Origin of the sequence: Actinoplanes rectilineatus (genome assembly GCF_000962825.1) — a bacterium.
In the GTDB taxonomy this organism is placed as follows: Bacteria; Actinomycetota; Actinomycetes; order Mycobacteriales; family Micromonosporaceae; genus Actinoplanes; species Actinoplanes rectilineatus.
Genome location: NZ_JZKF01000119.1, coordinates 1 through 23,207 on the forward strand (window position 1 = coordinate 1; position 23,207 = coordinate 23,207).

A 23,207-nucleotide genomic window follows, 5' to 3' on the forward strand; every position below is an offset into this window, starting at 1 on the left:
TATCGATGGCTCCACGCCTATATCCAGCACGTCCGATCCGCAGGCATTTGCCCGTGTCGTACAGAATCAGACGCCCCTTCTCGCTGAGATCACCTCACTGTCGCCCACACTCATGAGGGACTTCGTGACACGCACACTCAACCTCGGCATCCTGGCGCACGTCGACGCCGGTAAGACGAGTCTCACCGAGCGTCTGCTCTTCGACACCGGCGCCATCGACCGTCTCGGCAGCGTCGACGGCGGTGACACCCGGACCGACCGCGGCGCGGTGGAACGCCGCCGTGGCATCACGGTCCGGGCCGCCGTCGCCGCGTTCACCATCGGTGACCTGCAGGTCAACCTGGTCGACACCCCCGGCCACCCGGACTTCGTCGCGGAGGTGGAACGCGCCCTGCCGGTCCTCGACGGCGCGATCCTGGTGATCTCCGCGGTGGAGGGCGTCCAGGCCCAGACCCGGGTGCTGATGCGCTCGCTGCGGGCGCTGGGGCTGCCCACCCTGCTGTTCGTCAACAAGATCGACCGGGCCGGCGCCCGCGATGCCGCCCTGATCGCGGAGATCGGCCGGCGGCTGGGCGTGCCGGCCGTGCCGATGCAGACGGTCACCGGTCTCGGCACCCGGCGGGCTGCGGTGACCCTCCGCGGCCTGGATGATGCTGATTTTCGTACGGAGTTGGCGACCGCCCTGGCCGAGCGGGACGACCGGATGCTCGCCGCGCTGGTCGACGACGTCGTGCCGTCGGCGGGGGCGGTCCGGCGGGCGCTGCACCGGCAGACCACGACCGGACGGTTCCATCCGGTCTGGTTCGGGTCGGCACTCGACGGCACGGGGATTCCGGCGCTGCTCGCCGCGATCCGGGACCATCCGCGGCCGGCCCGCCCGCCGGTGGACACGGTCCGCGGCACGGTCTTCGCGGTGGAACGCGACGGTGGGGAGCGTACGGCGTACCTGCGTCTCTGGTCCGGTTCCCTGCAGGCCCGGCAGCGGGTGACGTTCCGGCGGCCCGGTCCCGGCGGGCGGGTCGCCGAGCACACCGCCCGGATCGGCAACCTGTCGACGGTCGGCGGCGGTGACCTCGTCGCCGGCGGCATCGGGGTGGTCCGCGGGATGGCGCTGCGGATCGGTGACGAGATCGGCGACACGGCCACCCGGGGCCCGCAGTTCTCGCCGCCGGTCCTCGAGGCCGTGGTCCGGCCGGTGCAGCCCGGCGAGGAGGCCCGGCTGCACGCCGCTCTGCAGCAGCTCGCCGACGAGGACCCGCTGATCCGGACCCGGACGGTGCCCGGCGGCGCCACGTCGGTCCTGCTCTACGGCGCGGTGCAGCAGGAGGTGTTCACCGAGCGGCTGGCTGCCGAGTTCGGGATCGGTGCGGCGTTCGAGCCGGTACGCCCGGTCTGCTTCACCCGGCCGGCCGGTGCCGGCCACGGCCTGTACGCGTTCGACCGGCACGGCCCGAACGAGTTCTGGCAGACGGTGGGCCTGCGGGTCGAGCCGCTGCCGCCCGGGACCGGCAACCGGTTCCTCCGGGAGGCCGAACGGGGGTTGCTGCCGCGCGGCTACCACCAGGCGATCGAGGACGCGGTGTTCGCCACCCTCCACGAGGGGATCCACGGTCAGGAGACGACCGACTGCGCCGTGACGGTGACCCGGCTCGACTACGTGGCGCCGCTGAGTTCGGCGGCGGACTTCCGGGCGCTCACCCCGAGGGTGCTGCGGGCCGCCCTGGCGGACGCGGGTCTCCGGGTTCACGAACCGGCGTACCGGCTGGAACTGGAGATCCCGGACGACACCCTCAGCGCGGTGATCGGGATGCTCGCCGGGCTGGCCGCCGAGGTCGGGCAGATCACCACGGCCGCCGACGGGTGGCGTGTCGCGGCGGTGCTGCCCGCCCGGCTGCTGTCGACGGTGGCCCGCCGGCTGCCGGGCCTGACCCGCGGCGAGGGCGCGCTGTGGCACTCCCCCGGCGGCGACCTGCCGGTCAGTGACCGCTCTGGATCACCGACAGGTTCCCCGCCTCCGCCCGCAGCGCGTACTTCGCCAAGTAATAGGCCTTCCCACTGAGCTGCGCCGTCTGGGTGACGATCAGGACCGGTTCGGCCGGGTCGGCACCCAGCGAGGCGGCCCGGCCCTCGCCCAGCACGCCCGGGGTCAGCCGGGCCACCCCCGCGCTGATCGCCGGGCCGCTGCGCCGGAGCAGCACGGACAGCAGGGTGCCCGGGACGGTGGTGTCCTCCTCGGTCAGCGGGCCGGCGGCGGGCACGTGCTCCTGCGCCAACGCGACCGGCCGGCCGTCGCGGCGGATCACCGTCTCGACGAACCAGGTCGGGGTGTCCGCCGCGACACCCAGTTCCTCGGCGACGAACGTCGAGGTGGTCGGCTGCAGCATCACCGCGGTGCGTTCCAGTTCGAGGTTCACGCCGAGCAGTTCCTCGACCGGGCGCAGCCGCTCCAGGCCGATCTGCGGCAGCGAGTCGGCGACGAACCGGCCGATGCCCCGCCGGGACACGATGAAACCGTCCTCGTCCAGCAGCATCAAGGCTTCCCGGACGACCGTGCGGCTGACGCCCAGCAGCTGGCCCAGCTCCGTCTCGGTCGGGATCATCGAGCCCGGGGTGAGCACGCCCCTGCGGATGCCGTCGAGGACCCGGCTGTGCACCAGCACCCGCAGGGGGACGGCCTGGTCGCGGGGCAGCGGCGCGGACAGGAAGGAGAGGCGGTCGGCCACGGGGTTCGTCGGTTCCGTTTCGCTCGTGTCTGTTTCCGACGATGCTAGAGCTGCGCCGTCGCCATCTCCCGCACCGGGCGGGGCTCCACGGTGCGCCGCAGCAGCACCGGCCGGGCCGCCACCGCCCCGGCCGCCGCCAGCACCGACGCGCCGATCACCGCGGCCGCCGTGCCGGTGACCTGCCACTGCTCGGTCAGCAGGCCGGCCAGGTAGGTGCCACCGCCGATACCGACGTTGAACGCGCTGACCACCCAGGCGTTGACCTCGGTGGACAGGGCCGGCGGGGTGGTGCGTTCGGCGACCGTGAAGACCAGGGTCAGGTAGGGCGACAGGCAGATGCCGCTGACGAACGACGCGGTCAGCCAGTAGGCCGACGGCGTCTGCACGAAGGCGGTCGGCACGTACAGAACGGCGAGCAGCAGCAACGCCGGGCGCACCAGTCTCTCCGGGGCGGTGCGGAACGGGCGGCGGGCCACGTACACCGCACCCAGGAAGGCACCGGCGGCGTTCAGGGCGAGACCCCAGCCGGACAGCGACTCCTGCCCGGCGCTCGCCGCGTGCGCGGTCGCCGTGATCGCCAGGATGCCGACCGGCATGCCCGCCGCGACCTGCGCGAGGACCAGCGTGCGGGTGGCCGGCAGGCGCAGCGGTGACCGGCGGCGTCCGCTCGGCACCGGCACCGGCGTGGTGGGAGCGAGCACCCCGTGCAGGCAGAGCAGGACCGTGCCGACCAGCCCGGCCAGCCCCATCACGACGACAGCGGCCGGGGCGCCGAAGACAGCGATGCTGATCGCACTGGCCAGCGGACCGAGAACAAAGATCAGCTCTTGTACGGCTGCGTCAGCACTGAACGCCTGCACCAGCTGCCGGCCCGGCCGCATGATCCGCGGCCAGAGGCTCCGCAGCACCGGCTCGATCGGCGGCGCGCCCGCTCCGGCGATCAGCGCGCAGGCCACGGCGACGGCGGGCATCCCGGGCGCGGCCAGGGCCAGCCCGCCGAACGCGACGGTCGCGGCCGTCGCGGCGATCAGCAGCACCGGCCGGGGCCGCCCGGTGCGGTCGATGATCCGGCTGAGCAGCGGCGCACCGATCGTCCCGGACACGATGTAGACGGCGGTCAGCGTGCCGGCGAACGCGTAGTCACCGCCGGCGTCCAGCACGATCCGCAGCAGGGCGAGCGAACTCATCGCCTGGGGCAGCCGCCCGATCAGTGACGACGTCAGCAACGTGGCCGAAAGTCTCATCTGCCCCCGGCTCATCGCCGAGTTCTCTTCCACATCCACGCCGCATGCCACCAAGATCCGAAGTTGTTATACAAGCTCAGCCTACAACCTCGGGATCGGTCGGCGCCCCCTCCGCCGGGAGCCCCTGTGGCCGGTCTCACCAGTCGGCGCTCTCAGGTCCTGCGCACGACCGGCAGCCACAGGGCGAGCTCCGGGACGAGCACCTCGGTCAGTAGGACGTGTGCTGCCAGTCCAGCGCGACCAGGGGAACGTCCGCGGCGAAAACGGTGATCAGGGCGGCGAGCACCTGCGCGTTCAGCGCATCCTCGTCAGCGGTGAAGCCGCCGGCCCGGTCGAAGACGGCACCGAGGTCGAACGTCACCGCACCGGCCGGCTCGTCGATGGCCGGCCAGTTCGCGGGCTCCATCCCCGGCCGGAAACGGAACCTATCGCCGTCCCGGACCCGCTGCCACGCATTGTTGTCCCACTCAGGCCCATTCACGACACGGATCGTCACATCCGGCCGACTTCGCTCACCCCACGATGCGGCCTCAGTGGATCAGACGGGGACTGACCTCCTGGCTCAGCAGGTGCAGTGGGGCCGCCCGCACGCCCGCCGCGTCCAGCGCCGCCCAGTACGCGGCGGCCGCCTCCGGGGTCACCGGACCGCAGACCGCCGGCAGCCCGGGTGTCGTCGCGTGCAGCAGCGACTCCGTCTGGCAGGACGCCACCGCCCCCGGCAGCCGGAACTGGCCGGACGCCGCCACCGCGGGCAGGCCGTCCGCCACCGTGCGGGACGCCGCGCCCAGGTCGAGCAGGCCACCGCCCACCACCAGCACGTCACCTGCGGACCGCATCCGGGCCAGGGCGCGTACCGGGTCGAAGCAGTGCGGGAACGAGTCGTCCACCAGGATCGTGCCGGGGCGCAGCCGGTCGACGTCCAGGGTGCCCGGTCCGCCGCTGGTCGCGGCCACGATCACGTCCGCGCGGTAGACGGCGTCCGGCCCGTCGGTGGCGACCTCGACCGGTCCGGGACAGGTCGACGCCAGGGCGGTCAGGCGCGGCCCCGCGGACGGCAGGTCGCAGAGGATCAGGCCGGCCGGGGCTCCGGCGCGGGCCAGCAGCAGGCTCAACGATGACGCCCCGATCGACCCGACGCCCAGGATCGCGACCACGCTGTCCGACCAGGATCGCCCGGCGGCGTCGAGCGCCGCCAGCGTGGTCCGGACCACGCTGGCCGCCGTCACGGCATGCCCGGTGGTGACGGCCACGGGCATCCGCACCAGCGGGACGACCGTCGTCGCGTACCCGGTGAAGGCGGGAATCATCCCCGCCAACGACACGCTGCGGGCACCGTGAGCTGCGGCGATGTCCACCGCGGCGGCGGTTTCGGCGGCCAGGCCACCACGGGCGGCGAGTTCGTCGGCGAAGCGGGGCAGCGCGACGAACCCGGACCTGCCGAGCGGCGTGTCCACCACCTCCAGCAGCCGCGGGACGCCGCCCGGGAACAGCGTCTCCCGAATCGTCTCCCGGTCCACCGACGACAGGGCCGGCGATGACAAGGCCGACGACGGCAGTCCCAGCGATGACAGGTGTTCGGGTGACGGCAGGTAGCCGATCAGGGCCGCGTCCAGGGCCGTCCCGGCGAGCGCCGCCTGGATATCGGCGGCGATCCGGGACAGCTCCTCGCGGGGCACCCGTCCGCGCAGTGTCAGGCGCAGGCCGCCGCCCTCGACCGGGCGGGCCGCCAGCAGCACGTCCGTCCCCGGCGGCACGGACAGCTCCGCGTCCTCATCCTCCCAGCTCAGACGCAGTGTCGAGGATCGCACGTCGCCGAGGGCCGCGAAGTCCAGGTAGGTGAAGAAGTACTGCCAGCCCTGCGGCGCGGTGAACGTCCTGGTCCGGGCCTCGGTCACGGCCGCCGCGGTCCGGGCGACCTGTCCGGGGAAGTCGCCGGGACCGAACTCCACGGCCACCGCCGTCGCGCACGGTCCGAAGATCCGGCCCAGGTCCGGCAGCGGGTGATCCCGGCCGGTCACCGCCACGCCGACGACGACGTCCGCGCGATCCCCCACCCGGCGCAGTCCGTGACCGAACGCGGCGAGCACCGGCGCGAACGGCGTGGTCCCCGCCTCGGCGGCCATCTGCCGGACCCGCTCGGCGCCGACGGTGAAACCGACAGCGCCCGAGGTCACGCCGGGGACGAACGTGCCGCCCCGCCGCGGTGCCGGAATCGGACGGTCCCGCTCGAGCAGCGCCACGTAGTCCCGGAACGTCGACCGTAGCGGCGCCGGCTCACCACCGTCGTAAACGGTCAGCAGGTCCCGCGTGAGCAGCGCCACGCTGTACCCGTCGCCGATCAGATGGTGCGCGTGCAGGAGCAGCACGTGCTCCTGCGGCCCGTACCGGAGCACCCGCATCCGCAGCAGCGGCCACTCGTCCAGGTCGAAACCGTGGTCCCGCTCCGCCGCCGACTCCACGGCCAGTGACCGAGGTTGATCAGTCCAGCCGACGGTCAGGCGTACCCCCGGCTCCAGCACACGCTGCATCGGTGGCCGCGCCTGCGCCCGGACGACGATGCGCAGCATCGGATGACGGTCCACCATCGCGTCGACGGCCTGCTGGAATCGGTCACGGTCGAACGGCCCGTGCAGGCGCGGGGTGGCCAGCCAGGTGGACGGCGCACCCATCGCGTCCGCCAGCAGGAACCCGCGCTGGCTCGCGCTGAGCGGGAAGTCCTCGCCCATCGCGGCGCTCGGGAGAACCGGCGGCCCGGTCACGGCCGTTTCCAGCACGGCGGCGAGTTCTTGCAGGGTACGCGCGGAGTACACCACCGTGGGCCGCGGCAGACCGGACAGCTCCGCCTCGAGCGCGGTGAACATCTCCAGTACGCCGATCGAGTCGCCGCCGAGCGCGAACCAGTCGTCGCGCCGGCCGATCGCCGCCCGGCCCAGCTGCCGTTCCCACACGCCCGCAAGGAGGTGTTCCATAGCGGTCACCGGCGGTTCGAAGGTGTCCACCGCGACCGGCACCGGCACCAGTGCCGCCCGGTCGATCTTGCCGGTGGCGGTGAGGGGCAGGTTCGTCACCAGCTCCACCGTGGCCGGCACCAGATAGGCCGGGAGCAGCCCTGCCAGATGGTTCCGCAGGTCCGCCGCCGAGCAGGCCGGGTGCCCGTCCCGCGGCTGCACCCAGGCGACCAGGCGTCCGCCGTCGACCCGGACCGCGGCCCGGTCCACGGCGGGGTGCCCGCGCAGCACGGCCTGCACCTCGCCGGGCTCCACCCGGTAACCGTGGAGTTTCACCTGGTCGTCGGCCCGCCCGCGGAACCAGAGCAGCCCGTCTGCGTCGCGGACCGCCCGGTCGCCACTGCGGTACCACCGCCGCCCGGCCCGCTCCACGAACACCGCCGCCGTCTGTTCCGGATCATCCAGGTAGCCGTCCGCGAGCCCGGTTCCGCCGATCCACAGCTCGCCGATCTCGCCGTCCGCACAGGTCTGCCCGTCCGCGCCGATCACCGCGACGGTCGCCCCGCCGACCGGCCGCCCGATCGGCAGGTGGTGGACGCCGTCGTCCGGCCGTGCCCCGACGACGTGGAAGGTCGCGTTGATCGTGGTCTCGGTCGGCCCGTACAGGTTGCTGATCCGCTGACCGGAACCGAACAGGTCGAACCAGCGCCGCACCGGCTCCGGCGACAACTCCTCGCCGCCCACGTGCACCCAGCGCAGCGCGAGATCCGGCAGAATGTCGCGTTTCTCCACCTCGGCGAGCAGCCGCTCCCACAGGGTGGGCACCGAACTCCACACCGTGACCCGGTCCCTTTCGACCCGGCGCAGCAGCTCACCGGGGTCCCGCACGGTGTCGCGGTCCCAGGCGACGACGGTCGCGCCGACGAGCAGCGGCGCCAGGATCTGCCGCACCGAGGCGTCGAAGCAGATCGAGGCGGTCTGCGCCAGCCGGTCCCCGGCGTGGTAGCCGAAGGTGGTGACGGCCCAGTCCAGGTAGTTCGCCATGGCCCGGTGGCTGATCGGGACGCCCTTGGGGCGCCCGGTCGACCCCGACGTGAAGATGACGTAGGCGTCGTCCCCCGGTTCGGCGTTCTTGGAGTCGACGTTCTCGGCGCCGGCGGGCAGCTGTTCGGCGGCCAGGGCGTCGATCACGATGAAGGCGGGACCGAGTGCCGCGGCCGCCTCCCGCGTCGAGGCGTCGGCGACCACGACGGTGGCTCCGGCCCGGGTGAGCTGCGCGACCAGTCGAGCCGTCGGATGCGCCGCGTCCAGCGGAACCCACGCCGCACCCGCCCGGAGGATCCCCACGACCCCGGCCACGGTCGCCGCTCCCGGCCCGGCGAGCAGCCCGACACGGCCGGCCCCATGAGCGGCCACCCGCCCGGCGAGATCCGCAGAGGCACGATCAAGATCTTGATACTTCAGGGGTACGCCGTCCGTGAGCACCGCGATCCCGTCCGGAGTCCGGGCGCACTGCTCCCGGATCCGGTCCACGATCGACCTCGTCCCGGTGCCCGTCGCCGCGTCGTCCGATGCCGCCAACGCGATGATCTCCTCGAGGTGCTCTGCAGCCAACCGTGCGACGGTCGACGGCGTGAACAGGGCGGCCGGATGGTTCCAGCTGAAGTGCAGGGCGCCCTGGGCCTCGAAGCAGACCAGGCTCAACCGGGTGGCCGCGGAGGCGGTGGCCGCGGTGGTGGCGACAACGTGACCGCCGTAGCCACCCGTGCCCGTGCCGGGGAACCGGGCGAAGCTGAAGCCGGCCGGGCTCACCGTCCGCGGTCCCGCGCCGTCCCCGGTCACCAGGCGGGCGATGTCCACGCTCGACACCGAGCCGTGCTGTTCACTCGCCAGCCACGCGTCCCGCAGACGGCCGGCCAGCGTCGTGACCGGCTCGCCGGTGACCTCGGCGAGCACCGGCAGCGTGTCCGCGAACGGTCCCACCATCCGGTCCACCCCGGCCAGCCGAGCCTCCCGCCCCGCCCGGGCCACCATGATCGGGACCCGGTCCTGCCCGCTCCACCGGGCGAGGCATCGGGCGTACCCGGCGAGCAGCAGGTGGAACACCGTCACCCCGGCCGCCCGGGCCCGCTCCTCGAGCCGTCCGGTCAGCCCCGGATCAGCAACGACCTGGTGCACCAGATAGGGCGGACGCGGCTCACCACCCGGTTTCCCGTCGGCCGGCAGGACCAGCTGCGGGTACCCGTCGAGCGTGTTCCGCCAGTACTCCCGGTCATCGGAGCTGGGCGCCGCCCGCATCGCCTCGTGGTCGGCGAACGTCGTGGCCGGTTCCGCGCCCGGGGAGCGTCCCGCGTACAGCGCCCACAGTTCGTCGCCGAGCACCGCCAGGCTGTACCCGTCCGCGACCGCGTGATGCGCCACGAACAGCAGATGCGCGACTCCCGCGGCGTCGGTGGCCAGCACCACCCGCACCGGAGCGTCGACGCTCAGGTCGAACGGCCGGTTCCGCAGGTCCCGGTCGAGCTCCTCGATCGTCCCGCCCACCTCGGCGACCGTGAACCACTCCGGCACACGCTCCGCGCCCGCCGCCGCCAGGGTCCGCTGCCCGTCGATGTCGAGCCGGGCCCGCAGCATCGGATGCCGGCGCTCCAGCACGCCGAGCGCTCGTCCCAGCCGCTGTGCGTCGACCGGCCCCGCCAGGGTCTGCCGGACGGCCGCGTAGGCGGGAACATCCGGATAGAGCCGCCCGGTCGTCACGAACGCCCGTTGCACCGGACTCAGCGGCACCGGCCCGGGTGTCTGCTCTCCGGCCAGGTGGCGCACCAGGTCCGCCGTGGTCGGATGCTCGAAGAAGAGGGTGGTCGACAGCGTCCGCCCGAGCCGGGTCTCCAACTCCTTGACCAGGTCGACGGCGGTCAGCGAATCCAGTCCGAGCCCGAGGAACGGTTCGTCGGCGCCGATGCTCGCCGGATCCTGGTTCAGAGCCGTCCCCAGCAACTCCAGTACCAGCGCCGTCAACGGCACGGCGTCGACGTCCACCTCCGGGCGTTTCGCTGCCACCGACATCACCGCAGCCGGATGGTCATGGCCCGCGGACGGTGTCACCAGCACCTGGGCTGCGGCAAGAGCCGCCGCTGACCACAGGACCTCGGGCACGTGGTCCACGGGCAGGCTGGGGCCGCCCGCCCGGTGGGACGCCGCCATGCCGGCACCGGTCAGCGCGGGCAGGTTGACGGCGACGAAACGGCGGCCGGTGGCCCGCTGGGCGGTCGCGAAGGCGTCCAGGAACAGGTTGCCGGCCACGTAGTCACCGACCGCCCCGGCCAGCGCGGGGAGCACGGTGGACACCGACGACAGCGCCACGAACAGGACGTCCTGCCCACTCAGGGCGGCGGCCAGCAGCGACGTGCCGCGTACCTTCGCGGACATCCCGGCGGCCAGCTCCGCCGGGGTCTTCGCACTCAGGCTGCCGGGCCGGACCACACCGGCGGCGTGCACCACCACGTCGAAGGTCCGGCCGTCGACCAGGGCGGCCACGTCCTCGGGGACCGTGATGTCGGCGACCCGGTATTCGACCGTCGCCCCGAGTCCGCGCAACTCCTCCACCAGCCCTGACGGTTCCGCGGACCGTCCGGCCAGCAGCAGCGTCGGCTGTCCACGGCGAGCCAGGTGCCGGGCGACGGCCGCGCCGACGGCACCCGCCCCACCCGTGATCAGGTAGGCCCCCTCGGCCGGCGGGCCCACAACAGGCTCGTCGCCGACCGGTACGAACGTTCGTGCCAGCCGGCGACCCGCACGCCAGGCCACCAACTCGGCCGATCCCGGTACGGGTGGGGCCGAGCGTTCCCGTTCCACCGCGGCTCGCCGGCTCTCCGCGGTGTCGGCGGTGGAGACGTCGACGATCCGTACGCCCAGCTCAGGGCTCTCGTCCGCCAGCGCCATGGCCAGCCCGGCAAGGACCGCATGCGCCGGATCCGCCGTCTCCGCGTCGGTGGCGTGCAGATTCTCCGTGACCACCAGCAGGTGGCCGGTCCGCGGCACCGCCAGCAGCCCGGCGACGTCGGCCGAACCCTCGAGGACGGTTACCGCTCCCCGCGCGGGACCGGAGACGATCGGGGCTTCCCGCCATCGGGGCAGCGACAGCGTCGGGGCGGGCGGATCCGTCACCCAGTAGCGCCGGCGCTGGAAGGGGTAGACCGGAACCGGTACCCGACGGGTGCGGGCGTCCAGGGGCGTGCGGTCCACCACGGCTCCGAGCAGCCACAACTCCCCCACGGTCGCCAGGAGTCCGGCGGTGTCCACCCCGGCGCGCAGCATCCGCGGGACAGGCGGCTCGCCGTCGCCGCACCAGACCAGCACGTCGTATTCGGCCGTGGTGTCGGTGACCGGCTCAGCGCGTACCCCCGAGGACAGCAACCGATCCGCCCGGGCCTGTCCCGCGGCGTCCCCGGTCAGCAGCCCCACCCGCACCCCGTTCGTCACGGGACCGGCCGGTGTCACCTCGGCCAGCCGCGCGGCCAGGTCGCCGTCGGCCACCACGGCGACTCGGTAGGGTGCGTCGTCCCGGGCCATGGACGCCGACGCGCCGATGTCGGCCTCGGGAATCTCCGGATGGTCCCGGACGAACTCCGCCAGTTCCCGCGTGAGAACCCGCAGCGCGACGGCCGACCGCGCCGACACCGTCACCAGGTGCGGGCCCGCGGCCGCGCCCGGAGACACGGCCCCGGAGCGGTCGCCGGGCGCGGCCGCCAGGATCGCGTGCGCGTTGGTGCCGCCGAACCCGAAACTGTTGACCGCGGCCACCGTCCCGGACCACGGCCGGCGCGAGGTCACCACCGTGAACCCCGCGCCCGCCAGGTCGGCGTGCGGCGACGGGCGGTGGTGGTGCAGCGAGGGCGGCAGTTCGCCGTGCCGCAGGGCCAGGATCACCTTGAGCAGGGCCGGCATGCCCGCCGCGTTCAGCAGGTGACCGATATTGGTCTTGACCGAGCCGAGCAGCAGCGGTTGCGCGGCGAACGCGTGGGCCAGCGAACGCGCCTCGATCGGGTCGCCGACCGCCGTGCCGGTGCCGTGCGCCTCGACGTAGCCGACCTCCGCCGGGTCCACACCGCTCTGCCGGTACGCGTCCACGATCACTTCCCGCTGCCGGAGCGGGTTCGGGGCCAGCAGGCTCAGCGACCGGCCGTCGTTGTTGACCGCGGTGCCCCGGACCACCGCCAGGACCTGGTCCGTCTCCGACTGCCCGAGGCGGGTCAGCACGATGGCCGCGCCGCCCTCACCGGGCACGAACCCGTCGGCGTCGGCGTCGAAGGCGCGGCACCGCCCGGTCGGGGACAGTGCCTGCGCCGCGCCGAGGAGGGTCTCCGCGGTGTCGGTCAGCAGCAGGTTGACGCCGCCGACCACGGCGATGTCGCAGTCGCCGGCGGCCAGGCTGAGGCGGGCGTAGTGCAGCGCCACCAGCGCGGACGAGCAGGCCGTGTCGATCGCCACGGCCGGTCCACGCAGGTCGAGCAGGTGGGCGACCCGGGCGGCGGTAAGGTTCCGCAGCACGCCGGTGAGGGTGGTGGCGCCGGTCAGTTCCGGGTAGCCGCTCTCGCCGACCGCGGCGAAGACGCCGATCCGGTGGGCGTGACGGCGCGGTCCGGCGTACCCGGCACGTTCCAGCGCCTCGTGGGCCAGCTCCAGGAAGATGCGGGCGTGCGGGTCGAGGTGACGTGCCTCGTCGGCCGGGATGCCGAAGAAACCGGCGTCGAAGAGCGACGGGTCCGCGAGGAACGCGCCCGGCCGCGGGCCGGTGGTGACGCTGTCCCGGCCGGCCAGCAGGTTCGCCCAGAACTGGTCGGGGGTGTCGGCGTCCGGGAACCGGCAGGCCATCCCGATGACGGCGAGGTCGGTGCCGGGAGCGGCCCGGCGAGAGACCGGCGCCGGGCGATCCTCCATGGTCAGGAGCCGGTCGGCCAGCGCGGTCACGGTCGCGCCGTCGCGCAACAGGACCGGCTCGAGGGTACGCCCCACAGCGTCCTCCAGCCCCGCGAGCACCTCCATCGCCGCCAGCGACGAACCGCCGATCGCCAGGAACCGGTCGTCGTCCCCGATCCGTTCCGCGGGCACCCGCAACACCCGCGCCCAGACGGCCCGCACCAGGTCGAGCATCTCCGCCCGGGTGCCGGGCACGGCCGTCGCCGCCGGGACGGGCACGCTCACCTCGTCGTCGTCCGGTGCGGCGGGCGACGCGGTGATCCGGTCCCGCAGCGACTGCCGGCGCAGCTTGCCGCTCGTGGTGCGGGCGAACGCCCCGCTCGGCACCACCTGGACGCTCACCCCGTCGTACGCCAGCGCCTCCGCGACCCGGGACCGCACCCGCTCGGCGGCGGTGGGATCGGAGCGCACCGCGGCCGCGGCGACGAACACGACGACCCGTTCCCGCCCGCTCGCCGGGTCGGTCGCGCCGACCACCGCGACCGGCCCGGTGCCCAGTCCCGGCGTGGCGGCGGCCACCTCCTCCAGGTCGGCGGCGTGGAAGGTACGGCCGTGGACGAAGAGCACGTCCTTCGCCCGGCCGGTCACCACCAGGCGGCCGTCGCGCAGGTATCCGATGTCGCCGGTGCGCAGCCACTCGCCGAGACGCAGGGCGGCGGACGCGTCCGGCGCCCGGTGGTATCCGCGGGTCACGTTCGGGCCGCTGACCTGGATGTTCCCGACGAGGCCGTCTTCGAGGGGGGTGTCGGTGTCGTCGGTGACGCGGATCCGGCAGCCGGGCACCGGGTGGCCGACGTCCATGAACTCCACGGCGTCGGGGGCGGTCGACGGCACCGCCACGCCGCGGGCCAGGGCCGCCCGGCTCAGGCGGACCGGCACGGCCAGTTCGCCGGCCGGGGCGAAGGCCACCGCCACGGTCGCCTCGGCCAGCCCGTACACCGGCTGCAGTGTCTCGGGGCGCAGCCCGGCCGTGCCGAGCCGGTCGGCGAAGGCGCGCCAGACCGCCGGGGAGATCGGTTCGGCGCCCACCATCACGAGGCGCACGCTGCTCAGGTCCAGGGTGGTCAGCACGTCGTCGCGGACCCGCCGCACGGTCAGGGCGAGGGCGAAGTTGGCCGCGGACAGCACGGTGGCGCGGTGCCGTTCGGCGGCCCGCAGCCACGTCTCGGGGCGTTTGGCGAAGGTCAGCGGGGCGATCCGCACCTGGCGGCAGCGCACGTGCATCGGCACCAGGTGGGTGCCGATCAAACCCATGTCGTGGAAGTACGGCATCCAGGTGAGCACGACGTCGGCGCCGGTGATCGCGGCGGCTTCGGCGGCCTGCCGCACGTTGGCGGCCAGATTGCCGTGGGTGAGCTCGACGCCCTTGGGGTCGCCGGTGCTGCCCGAGGAGAACTGCAGGAACGCCAGGTCGTCGGCGGTCACCGGGACGGGCCGGTCGAGGGGTTCCGCGGCACGCAGCGCCTCGAGGGTCAGATCACCGGACGACGACTCCGGGACGTCGCCCAGGACCCGGCGGACCGCGGCGAGGCGGCCGGGCTCGGGCGGCAGCGGCACCGGGACGACCCCGGCGACGATCGCGCCCCAGAACAGCGGCAGGAACTCGGTGCTGTCCTCGGCGAGCAGCAGCAGCGGATCGCCGGGGCGCAGGCCGGCCGCGTGCAGTCCGGCGCCGATCCGCATCGCGTCGGCGTACAGGTCGGCGTAGCGGGTGGTCCGCTCGTCGCCGTCGGCGCCGACATGCACCACCACCTGGTCCGGAGCCAGGGTGGCGGCGCGGATCAACACATCGGTCAGCGTCATGATCGACACCCTACTGAGCGGAGTCGACCCCGCTCGCCTTGTCGAGCAGCGCCCGCAGCTGCGTGATCTCGGACGGGTCCAGATCCGCGAACGGGGTGCGGGCCAGGGCCTCACGGATGATCTCGGCGCGGACCTGACGGCCGCGTTCGGTGAGCAGGAGTACGCGCGACCGCCGGTCGGACGGGTCGACGGTCTTCTCGGCGAGTCCCCGGTCGATGAGCTGGTTGGTGACGAAGGTCAGGTTCGGCGCGTTGCAGTAGAGGCGTTCGGCCATCTGCTTCATCGACGGGGGTGGGCCGTCCGGGTCGACGGCCCAGAGTGCCTGGGCGGTGGCGGCGGTGAGGTGGAGGCGGGTGAAGACCTCGTCGAGGCGGTCCGCGGTGATCATCGAGAGGGTCTGCGCGGCGACGACCGTGGCCATCAGGTCGGTGGTGGACATGACTCATCCTACTTTTCCTTCGAGTCTCGAAGTATGTGCTACGGTTCCCGACCAGAAGCTTCGAGACTCGAAACAAATGGAGGCATCGTGGACGACTTCCGGGGACGGACCGCCGTGGTCACCGGCGCGAGCAAGGGCATCGGCCGGGCGTACGCCGAAGAACTGGCCCGGCGCGGCGCGGATCTGATCGTCGTGGCCCGCTCCGCACCGGAGCTGGAGAGCCTGGCCACCGCGATCGCCGCGGAACACGGGGTACGCGTGACCCCGCTCGCCGCCGACCTGGCCTCACCCGAGGGCACGGACCAGCTACTGGCCGCGCTGGCCGACGTCCAGGTCGACCTGCTGGTCAACAACGCCGGCGCGGGCACCGTCGGACCGTTCCTGAACGACCCCCTGCACCGGCACCAGCGGTCGGTCGACCTCAACATCAACGGGCTGATGGCGCTCACGTACGGGGTGGGCCGCACGATGGTCGCCCGGGGCTCCGGCGGGATCGTCAACGTGGCGTCCACCGGCGCCTTCCAGCCCCTGCCGTACCAGGCCAGTTACGGGGCGACCAAGGCGTTCGTGCTGTCCCTGACCGAGGCGCTGGCGCAGGAGTGGCGCGGCACCGGCGTGCACGTGATGGCGGCGCATCCGGGCGCCACCGACACCGGGTTCTTCGACGGCACCACGGCCCGGATGAAGGTCACCGACTCCCCCGCGGCGGTGGCGGCGAAGACCCTCGACGACTACGCGCGGCGGCGGGCGGCGTCCTACCCGGGACGGTTCACGTTCCGGGTGATGACCTGGGCGCCGCGCTTCCTGCCACGGGCCACCACCGCGCGGGCCACCGGAGCGCTCAACCGGGCACTCGGACTGCACGAGGCCCGCGACGCCGTCGCCTGAACCGGCTCGTACCCCGTCATGCCTTCGATCGAAGGCCGCACGTGGCAGCGACCTTGTGCAGCAGTTCGTTGCTCGTGAAGGGTTTCTCGATGAAGGCGATGTCGGCGTCCAGGATGTGGGTGGTGCCGAGGAGCCCGTTGCTGTACCCGGACATGTAGAGGACGGGCAGATCGGGCACCTTCTCGTGGAGGGTCTCGGCGAGCCGGCGGCCGGACATCTCGGGCATGATGACGTCGGTGAGGAGCAGGTCGCAGCCGTGTTCGGCGAACATGGTCAGCGCCTGATGGCCGTTGGTGGCGGTGACCACGTGGTACCCGGCGTTGGTCAGGATCCGGGTGACGATGCGGGCCAGGGCCACCTCGTCCTCGACCACCAGGATCGTGCGGCCGTCACCGCTCGGCGGCGCGTCGGCCCGGTTGATCGCCGTGCCGGTGTCCTCGCTGGAGTCGACCAGCGGCAGATAGATCCGGAAGGTCGTGCCGACCCCCGGCTCGGAGTAGACGTTGATGCTGCCGCCGGCCTCGGTCACGATGCCGTACGCGGTGGCCAGCCCCAGCCCGGTCCCCTTGCCCCGGGGTTTCGTCGTGTAGAACGGCTCGAAGATCCGGGCGGTGACCTCCGGCGACATGCCCTCGCCGGTGTCGCTGACCACCAGGCGCGCGTAGGTGCCGGCCGGCAGCGGCGGCTGCATGTTGACCTCCTCGCCGTCCAGGACGGTGGTGTTCGCCTCCAGCACCAGGCTGCCGCCGTCCGGCATCGCGTCCCGGGCGTTGATCGCCAGGTTGAGCAGCACCTGCTGGATCTGCCCGGGGTCGGCGCAGACGGTGAGCGGCGTCGCGGACGGCACCGCGATCAGGTTGATGTGCTCGCCGATGGTGCGGTCCAGCATGGCGTGCACCTCGGTGATCGAGGCGTTGAGGTCCATGTTGCGGGGCTGGATCGCGTCGCCGCGGGTGAACGTGAGCAGCTGCCGGGTCAGGTTCGACGCCCGCTCCACCGCGGTCCGCACCTGCAACAGGTCGGCCTGCACCCCGGACCGGTCGGTGGTCTCCTCGATCGCGAACTCGGTGTAGTTCGCGATGATCGCCAGGATGTTGTTGAAGTCGTGCGCCACGCCGCCCGCGAGGTTGCCGAGGCTCTCCATGCGTTGCGCCTGGTTCGTGCGTTCCTGCAGGGTCCGCTGGCGCTCGGCGGACTCCTTGGCGGCGGTGACGTCCCGCGCGATCGCGGAGACCGCGGTGACCGTGCCGGTCTGGTCGATGATCGGCGTGACGGTGAAGGCGACATCGACCGGGGTGCCGTCCTTGCGCAGGCGGCGGGCCTCGTACTGCACGCTGTTGCCGCTGAGCCGCATCCGGGCCAGGATGTTCGCCTGCTCTTCGGCGCCGTTGTCGTCGGCGAGGATGGTGGCCGGATGCGCGATCATCTCGGCCGCGCTGTGCCCGAACAGCCGCTCGGCGCCCCGGTTCCAGGCGGTGATGATGCCGTCCGGGGTGAGCCCGATGATCGCCTCGTCGCTGTGCTCGACGATGGTCGCCAGCTTCGCCCGGTGCGCCTCGGCCATCTCCCGGGCGGCCTTCTCCCGGGCGTCCGCGTCGGCGAGCGCGTTGCGCCGGTTCGGGTCGACGAAGATCGCGCCGCTGCCGAGCAGCACCCCGAAACGGCGCCGCAGGGTCCAGTAGTAGACGCCGACGCCCGCGGTGAAGGTGTCCCAGACCGCCGAGGCCCACGGCCAGCCCGCCTGGTCGTGCCCGGCGTGCTGGGCGCCGGTGAGCGCGCGGAACGACATGACCGCGTGCAGGCCGTGCCCGACCGCGCAGCTGAAGAAGATCAGCGCGGTGGCCGTGGCGAGTTTGTTGGAGCGCACCTGGCCGGCCCGGCGCAGCGGCACGACGATGGCGAACATGATCGCCGCATAGGCGACCATGATCACCAGGTTCGCCAGCAGGAAGATCTGGTCCGGCACGCCCCTTGGATCGGACATGCCGCTCACGATCTGAGAATCCTCAGCCGGTGATGAGTTCCGCCCACGGGACCAGCAGGCGCTCGCACGCCACCACCAGGTAGAACAGCGCGGTGCTGAGCAGCGCCAGCAGCACGATCGCGGCGAAGGCCAGCGGGGTGTCGAACGACATCCCGGACATCACGATGACCGTGCCCAGGCCCTCGCCCGGGTTGCTGATCTCGGCGACCACCGCCCCGATCACGGCCAGTGAGATCGCCACCTTCAGGCCCACGAACACCTGCGGCAAGGCCCACGGCAGGCGCAGCTTGAGATAGGTCTGCCAGGACGAGGCGGACAGCGACCGGCCCAGCTCGGCGATCTCCACCGGGGTGGAGGTGAGGCCGGCCATCGTCGCCACCAGCACCGGGAAGAAGCAGATCAGCACCACCAGCACGATCTTCGGACGGTTGCCGAAGCCGAGCCAGACCACCAGCAGCGGGGCGACCGCGACCTTCGGCACCGAGTTCAGCGCGACCAGCACCGGCAGGGTGGCGCGTTCCAGGCCCCGCCAGGCGGTCAGCAGCACGGCGAGCAGCAGCCCCGCGGCCACCGCGACGGCGAAGCCCACCACCGTGCCGGTCAGGGTGTTGCCCGCCTCCCGGAGCAGGTATCCGGGCTGGGCGAGGAACGCGGCGACGATGTCCGGCGGCGCGGGCAGGAAGAACGCGTCGATCCCGAACAGCACGGTGGCACCCCACCACAGGCCGATCGCGCCGACCGCGCCGGCCAGCGGGAGGAACCGGTTCACGGGCGGCGGCCCAGGACCGAGTAGGTGAAGTGGCCGCGCACGACCAGCCGCGGGTCGGCGGACAACGCGGCCAGCCGGGTGATCTCCGCGTCGGTGAACCCCACGCCCCGGAAGTCCATCTGTTCGAGGTTGACCGCGATGAGCCGGGCGCCCGGGGTACCGCCCGCCCAGGACCGCGCCTGGATCTCGGTGTGCACGCCGGTGAGGCCGGCGGCCAGCATCGCGCCGTGTGTCCGCTTGCCCCAGGACGGATCGGCGCCGTTGCCGGGCAGCAGCCGGCGCGCGATCGCCTCCTGGTAGCGCTCGACCAGGGCGGCCGACTCCTCGTCCGGCGCGGCGAGCACCACATCGGAGTACGCCGACACCCAGTCCTCGATCAGCAGGACGCCACCGGGGGCCAGCGCCGCGGCGAGCCGGACCAGCACGGCGTCGCGGTCCGGCAGGTGGGCCAGGAGCAGACGGGCGTGCACGAGATCCCAGGGGCCCTCGGGAACCGGATCGGTCACCACGTCGTGTTCGAGCACCCGGTAGGCGGCGTCCTCCGGCAGGTGCTGCGGTTTCAGGTCGGTCGCCAGCACGTCGGCGCCCCGGCCGGCGAGCCACCCGGCGATGCTGCCACCGCCCGCGCCGACCTCCAGGCACCGTTTCCCGGTCAGGTCGCCGAGCGTCTCCAGCCGGGCGATGGTGTACGGGTCCCCCAGCGCCCCCAGGATCACGTGACGCTCCGCCGCGATCGGGTCGTCGTTGTCGAACGAGTAGGTGTCGGGCATGGTCCCCCTCATTCCGTCGGGGTGAGCGTGAAGTCGACGACCGCATCCGCCGTGAGCCCGGGATTGATCAGACCGTTGCGTTCCAGCGTGGTCAGTGCGCCGGTGACCCGCCCCTTGTCGATCACGCCGGACGGTTTCACGTACGGCGCCATCAGCGTGATCTCGCCGACGGCGGCCGTGACGTCCGCGGCGGGCTGGGCCTTCTTCATGATCTGCGCGGCCTCGTCCGGGTGTTCCAGGGTGTACCGCAGGCCCTTGAGCGCCGCGTCCCGGAAGCGTTTGGTGAGGTCGGGCTGCCCGTCGGTGACCGACGACGGCGCGATCAGACCGTTGCCGAACAGCTCGGGCAGGTATTCGCTGTAGGGCAGGACGACCGTCTTGCGGCCGCCGGCCGCCTTCTCGATGCCGCGCGCGCCGATCAGGAACGTGCTGAGCGCGTCCACCCGGCCGCTGGCCAGCAGGGCCGGGAGCTGGGCGGGCGGGGCGTTGACCCACTCGACCCTGCTCTCGTCGATGCCGGCCAGTTTCGCGTACGCCGGGAAGAGCAGCTGGTTGACCGAGCCGGTGGCGGCCCCGAGCTTCTTGCCCTCGAGGTCCTTGGGTGCGGTGATGCCGGACCCTTCCAGTGCCACGATCGACACCAGGCTCTGCTGGTGGACCGCGGCGAACGTTCGGACGTCCCGGAACTCGCCCTTGCCCGCGAGGATCCACGTGCCGGTCAGGTCGAGGTTGGCGAACTGGGCCTGCCCGGCGGCGAGGACCTTGAGATTCTCGCCGGTGGCGGCGCCGAGCCGGATGGTGACGTCGATGCCGGCGTCACGGAAGTAGCCCTTCTCCTGCGCGACCCAGGCGAACGCGTCGCGCCCGACGGCGCCGAACGCGGTGAGGTAGGTGACCTTGTCGGCGGACTGGTCCTCCGGCTCGCCGCCACAACCGGCGAGCATCAGCAGGGCGGTGATCAGGACAGCGGCGCCACGTCTCATCGCGAACCCCCGAGTCGGCGACGGATATCAGCGGAATCATACACATCGATGTGATCCACACTTGACGACGCAACGACGGGTATCTACCTTTGTCGCAAAAGTTTTCAGCAAGTTTCAGGCCTGTTGCTGCAAGCTCATGCAATCGTCGTCATCCCCCTTCGTCAGGAGATCCCTGTGAAGTCCAGACGCCGCCTCTCCCTCGCCGTCGCCGCCGGCCTCGCCCTCGGATCGCTCACCGTGCCGCCGGCCGCCACCGCCTCTCCCCCGGGCACCCGCGATGTCACCGCCGTCATGTTCGAATGGTCGTTCACCTCGGTCGCCCGCGAGTGCACCAGCACCCTCGGCCCGCTCGGTTACGGATTCGTCCAGGTCAGCCCGCCACAGGAACACATCCAGGGCAGCCAGTGGTGGACGTCGTACCAGCCGGTCTCCTACAAGATCGCCGGCCGCCTCGGCGACCGGGCCGCGTTCTCCGCCATGGTCGGCACCTGCCACGCGGCCGGCGTGAAGGTCATCGCGGACACCGTGATCAACCACATGAGCGCCGGGTCGGGCACCGGGACCGGCGGCAGCTCGTACACCAAGTACAACTACCCCGGCTACTACTCCGACCAGGACTTCCACAGCTGCCGGACGGCCATCGGCGACTACACCAACCGGTCCAACGTGCAGGACTGCGAACTGGTCAACCTGTCCGACCTGAACACCGGCAGCGACTACGTGCGGACCGAGATCGCCGACTACCTCAACGACCTGACCTCGCTGGGCGTCGACGGCTTCCGCATCGACGCCGCCAAGCACATCGCCGCCGCGGACCTCGCCGCGATCAAGGCGAAACTCACGAACACGGGCGCGTACTGGAAACAGGAGGCCATCTACGGCGCCGGCGAGGCCGTCCAGCCGACCGAGTACACCGGCACCGGCGACGTCCAGGAGTTCCGCTTCGCCCGCGACCTCAAACGGGTCTTCCTCACCGAGAACCTGGCATACCTGAGCAACTTCGGCACGGCGTGGGGTTACCTGCCGAGCAACCAGGCCGCCGTCTTCGTGGACAACCACGACACCGAGCGCGGCGGCGACACCCTCAGCTACAAGAACGGGTCGGCATACACCCTCGCCCAGGTGTTCACCCTGGCCTGGCCCTACGGGGCGCCGGACGTCAACTCCGGCTACGAGTTCAACGACAACGACGCCGGCCCGCCGAACGGCGGTGCGGTCTCCGCCTGCTACAGCGACGGCTGGAAATGCCAGCACAGGTGGCGCCAGATCGGCAACATGGTCGGCTTCCGCAACGCGGTGTCCGGCACCGCCGTCACCAACTGGTGGAGCAACGGCAACGACCAGATCGCCTTCGGCCGCGGCGCCAAGGGTTACGTGGCGATCAACCACGAGGGCAGCGCCCTGACCCGGACCTTCCAGACATCCCTGCCCGCCGGCACCTACTGCGACGTGCAACACGGCGACCCGGCCGCGGGCGGCGGCTGCGGCGGTCCGACGTACACGGTGAACAGTTCCGGCCAGTTCACGGCGACGGTCCCGGCCGGCGACGCGGTGGCGCTCCACGTGGGGGCGACCGGTTCGGGTTCGACGCCGGCCGGCGGTGCCACGTTCGGCGTCACGGCGACGACCACACTCGGACAGAACATCTTCGTCACCGGCAACCAGGGCGCGCTGGGCAGTTGGGCGCCGGCCGGTGCGGTGGCGCTGTCGTCGGCCGCGTACCCGGTGTGGAGCGCCACGGTGGCACTGGCCGCGGGCACGACGTTCGAATACAAGTACCTCCGGAAGAACGCCGACGGCTCGGTGACCTGGGAGTCCGGCGCCAACCGCACGGCGACCGTCCCGGCCTCGGGCCAGCTGACACTTTCGGACACTTGGCGGAGTTGAGGGCGCGCCGCGGAGTCGAGCCGACCGGTTCGGCGCCTGCCTGGGGTCCAGGCAGGCGCCATCCTCAAGCTTCCTCATCCTGTACGCGTTCCGCCTCCCTCAACCGCACCACACCTCCCGTGGTGGACGTTTGACAGTTCGGCCGTCCCGTCTCCTGAGGCGGCTGCTCGCCCCCGCCCCGCCTCGTCAACCTCGCGCGGCTGGCTCGAGTTCGCCGCCGGGCCGGTGTCGCTGTTCGACCCACCGGCATTCGAAGTCAGCCGCACAGCACAGTCCGGCAGCCGCAGCCGCAGCCGCAGCCGACGGCCCAGCTGTAGCCAACGACTCAGCCGCAGCCAACGACTCGACCGCAACCGATGGCTTGACCGCAGCCGACGGACCGACCGCAGTCGATCGAGCCGTCGTCGGAGGTCGGTCCGTAGGCCGATGTCGACCGTGAACGACAGCCGAGCGACCCCGGCCGTCGCCGACGGCTGGACTTCGCCCTCTGAACAACCACAGACAACGGCTCGACCACCCCGGCCGTCGCCGACGGCTGAACCACGCCCCCCACACGACCGTGACCGACGGCCCGACCGGCTCAGCCGTCAACCACGGTCCGAACACGAACCGCCAACAGCCCTGAACGACGGCTGGCCAACCCCGAGCCGTCGCTGAGGGTTGCCCAGCGCCGCGGAAAGACCGTGGACTACGGCCGGGACTGGACGGGGCGACCATCGGGGTCAGCCCGACGGCTCCGGCCGGGACTGGACGGGGCGACCATCGGGGTCAGCCCGACGGCTCCGGCCGG

12 protein-coding genes are annotated in these 23,207 nt (G+C 72.5%); 3 read left to right on the forward strand and 9 right to left on the reverse strand.

Annotated elements, in window-relative coordinates; genetic code table 11:
• Positions 1-124 precede the first annotated feature (124 nt).
• Entirely contained in the window at positions 125-2,059 is a 1,935-nt protein-coding gene (locus WH85_RS42575) for an elongation factor G (protein WP_245674337.1), read from the forward strand.
• On the opposite strand, the gene WH85_RS42580 is transcribed toward WH85_RS42575, so the two are convergent.
• The 5 genes from WH85_RS42580 to WH85_RS42600 form a co-directional block, all read right to left on the reverse strand.
• Entirely contained in the window at positions 1,977-2,723 is a 747-nt protein-coding gene (locus WH85_RS42580; protein WP_045747880.1) for a GntR family transcriptional regulator, read from the reverse strand. The two genes, WH85_RS42575 and WH85_RS42580, sit on opposite strands and share 83 nt — an antisense overlap.
• Before the next feature lie 44 nt (positions 2,724-2,767).
• The gene (locus WH85_RS42585; protein WP_169792570.1) at positions 2,768-3,967 is read right to left on the reverse strand and encodes an MFS transporter; all 1,200 of its coding nucleotides are present in this window, start codon (positions 3,965-3,967) and stop codon (positions 2,768-2,770) included.
• Positions 3,968-4,175: 208 nt separating this feature from the next.
• Positions 4,176-4,448, reverse strand: coding sequence for a DUF2716 domain-containing protein (locus tag WH85_RS42590; protein ID WP_045747889.1), 273 nt, complete (start codon positions 4,446-4,448; stop codon positions 4,176-4,178).
• A gap of 49 nt (positions 4,449-4,497) precedes the next feature.
• Positions 4,498-14,697, reverse strand: coding sequence for a non-ribosomal peptide synthetase (locus WH85_RS42595; RefSeq protein WP_045747890.1), 10,200 nt, complete (start codon positions 14,695-14,697; stop codon positions 4,498-4,500).
• A 10-nt stretch (positions 14,698-14,707) separates the two neighbouring features.
• On the reverse strand, positions 14,708-15,136 hold the full coding sequence (locus tag WH85_RS42600) for a MarR family winged helix-turn-helix transcriptional regulator (protein WP_045747882.1): 429 nt from the start codon (positions 15,134-15,136) through the stop codon (positions 14,708-14,710).
• Positions 15,137-15,223: 87 nt separating this feature from the next.
• Between WH85_RS42600 and WH85_RS42605 the strand changes: the two genes are divergently transcribed.
• Positions 15,224-16,024 (forward strand): SDR family NAD(P)-dependent oxidoreductase, encoded by an 801-nt coding sequence (locus WH85_RS42605; RefSeq protein ID WP_045747883.1) that lies wholly within the window; start codon positions 15,224-15,226, stop codon positions 16,022-16,024.
• Positions 16,025-16,040: 16 nt separating this feature from the next.
• On the opposite strand, the gene WH85_RS42610 is transcribed toward WH85_RS42605, so the two are convergent.
• From WH85_RS42610 to WH85_RS42625, 4 genes are read right to left on the reverse strand one after another with little or no spacing between them, the layout of a single operon-like run.
• A complete protein-coding gene (locus WH85_RS42610) occupies positions 16,041-18,008 on the reverse strand; it encodes an ATP-binding protein (RefSeq protein ID WP_083449705.1) in 1,968 nt (655 codons plus the stop codon).
• A 22-nt stretch (positions 18,009-18,030) separates the two neighbouring features.
• Positions 18,031-18,777: an ABC transporter permease gene (locus tag WH85_RS42615; protein WP_045747885.1), complete on the reverse strand. Its 747-nt coding sequence runs from the start codon at positions 18,775-18,777 to the stop codon at positions 18,031-18,033.
• Complete coding sequence (locus WH85_RS42620; RefSeq protein ID WP_083449706.1) at positions 18,774-19,547, reverse strand: class I SAM-dependent methyltransferase; 774 nt, start codon at positions 19,545-19,547, stop codon at positions 18,774-18,776. Before WH85_RS42620 ends, WH85_RS42615 begins: the two co-directional genes overlap by 4 nt.
• Before the next feature lie 8 nt (positions 19,548-19,555).
• Positions 19,556-20,530 carry an ABC transporter substrate-binding protein gene (locus WH85_RS42625; RefSeq protein WP_045747887.1) on the reverse strand — a complete coding sequence of 325 codons (975 nt, stop codon included), beginning with the start codon at positions 20,528-20,530 and terminating at the stop codon, positions 19,556-19,558.
• Between the two features lie 174 nt (positions 20,531-20,704).
• Here WH85_RS42625 and WH85_RS42630 point away from each other — a divergent pair, with 174 nt between their 5' ends.
• Complete coding sequence (locus tag WH85_RS42630; protein ID WP_245674338.1) at positions 20,705-22,417, forward strand: carbohydrate-binding module family 20 domain-containing protein; 1,713 nt, start codon at positions 20,705-20,707, stop codon at positions 22,415-22,417.
• The last annotated feature ends 790 nt before the right edge of the window (positions 22,418-23,207 follow it).

What these genes read in the sequence shown, in the direction of transcription:
- WH85_RS42585 (WP_169792570.1), bottom strand. Translation starts at nt 3,967, where the DNA reads ATGAGACTTTCGGCCACGTTGCTGACGTCGTCACTGATCGGGCGGCTG.
- WH85_RS42595 (WP_045747890.1), bottom strand. Translation starts at nt 14,697, where the DNA reads ATGACGCTGACCGATGTGTTGATCCGCGCCGCCACCCTGGCTCCGGAC.
- WH85_RS42600 (WP_045747882.1), bottom strand. Translation starts at nt 15,136, where the DNA reads ATGTCCACCACCGACCTGATGGCCACGGTCGTCGCCGCGCAGACCCTC.
- WH85_RS42610 (WP_083449705.1), bottom strand. Translation starts at nt 18,008, where the DNA reads ATGTCCGATCCAAGGGGCGTGCCGGACCAGATCTTCCTGCTGGCGAAC.
- WH85_RS42620 (WP_083449706.1), bottom strand. Translation starts at nt 19,547, where the DNA reads ATGCCCGACACCTACTCGTTCGACAACGACGACCCGATCGCGGCGGAG.
- WH85_RS42625 (WP_045747887.1), bottom strand. Translation starts at nt 20,530, where the DNA reads ATGAGACGTGGCGCCGCTGTCCTGATCACCGCCCTGCTGATGCTCGCC.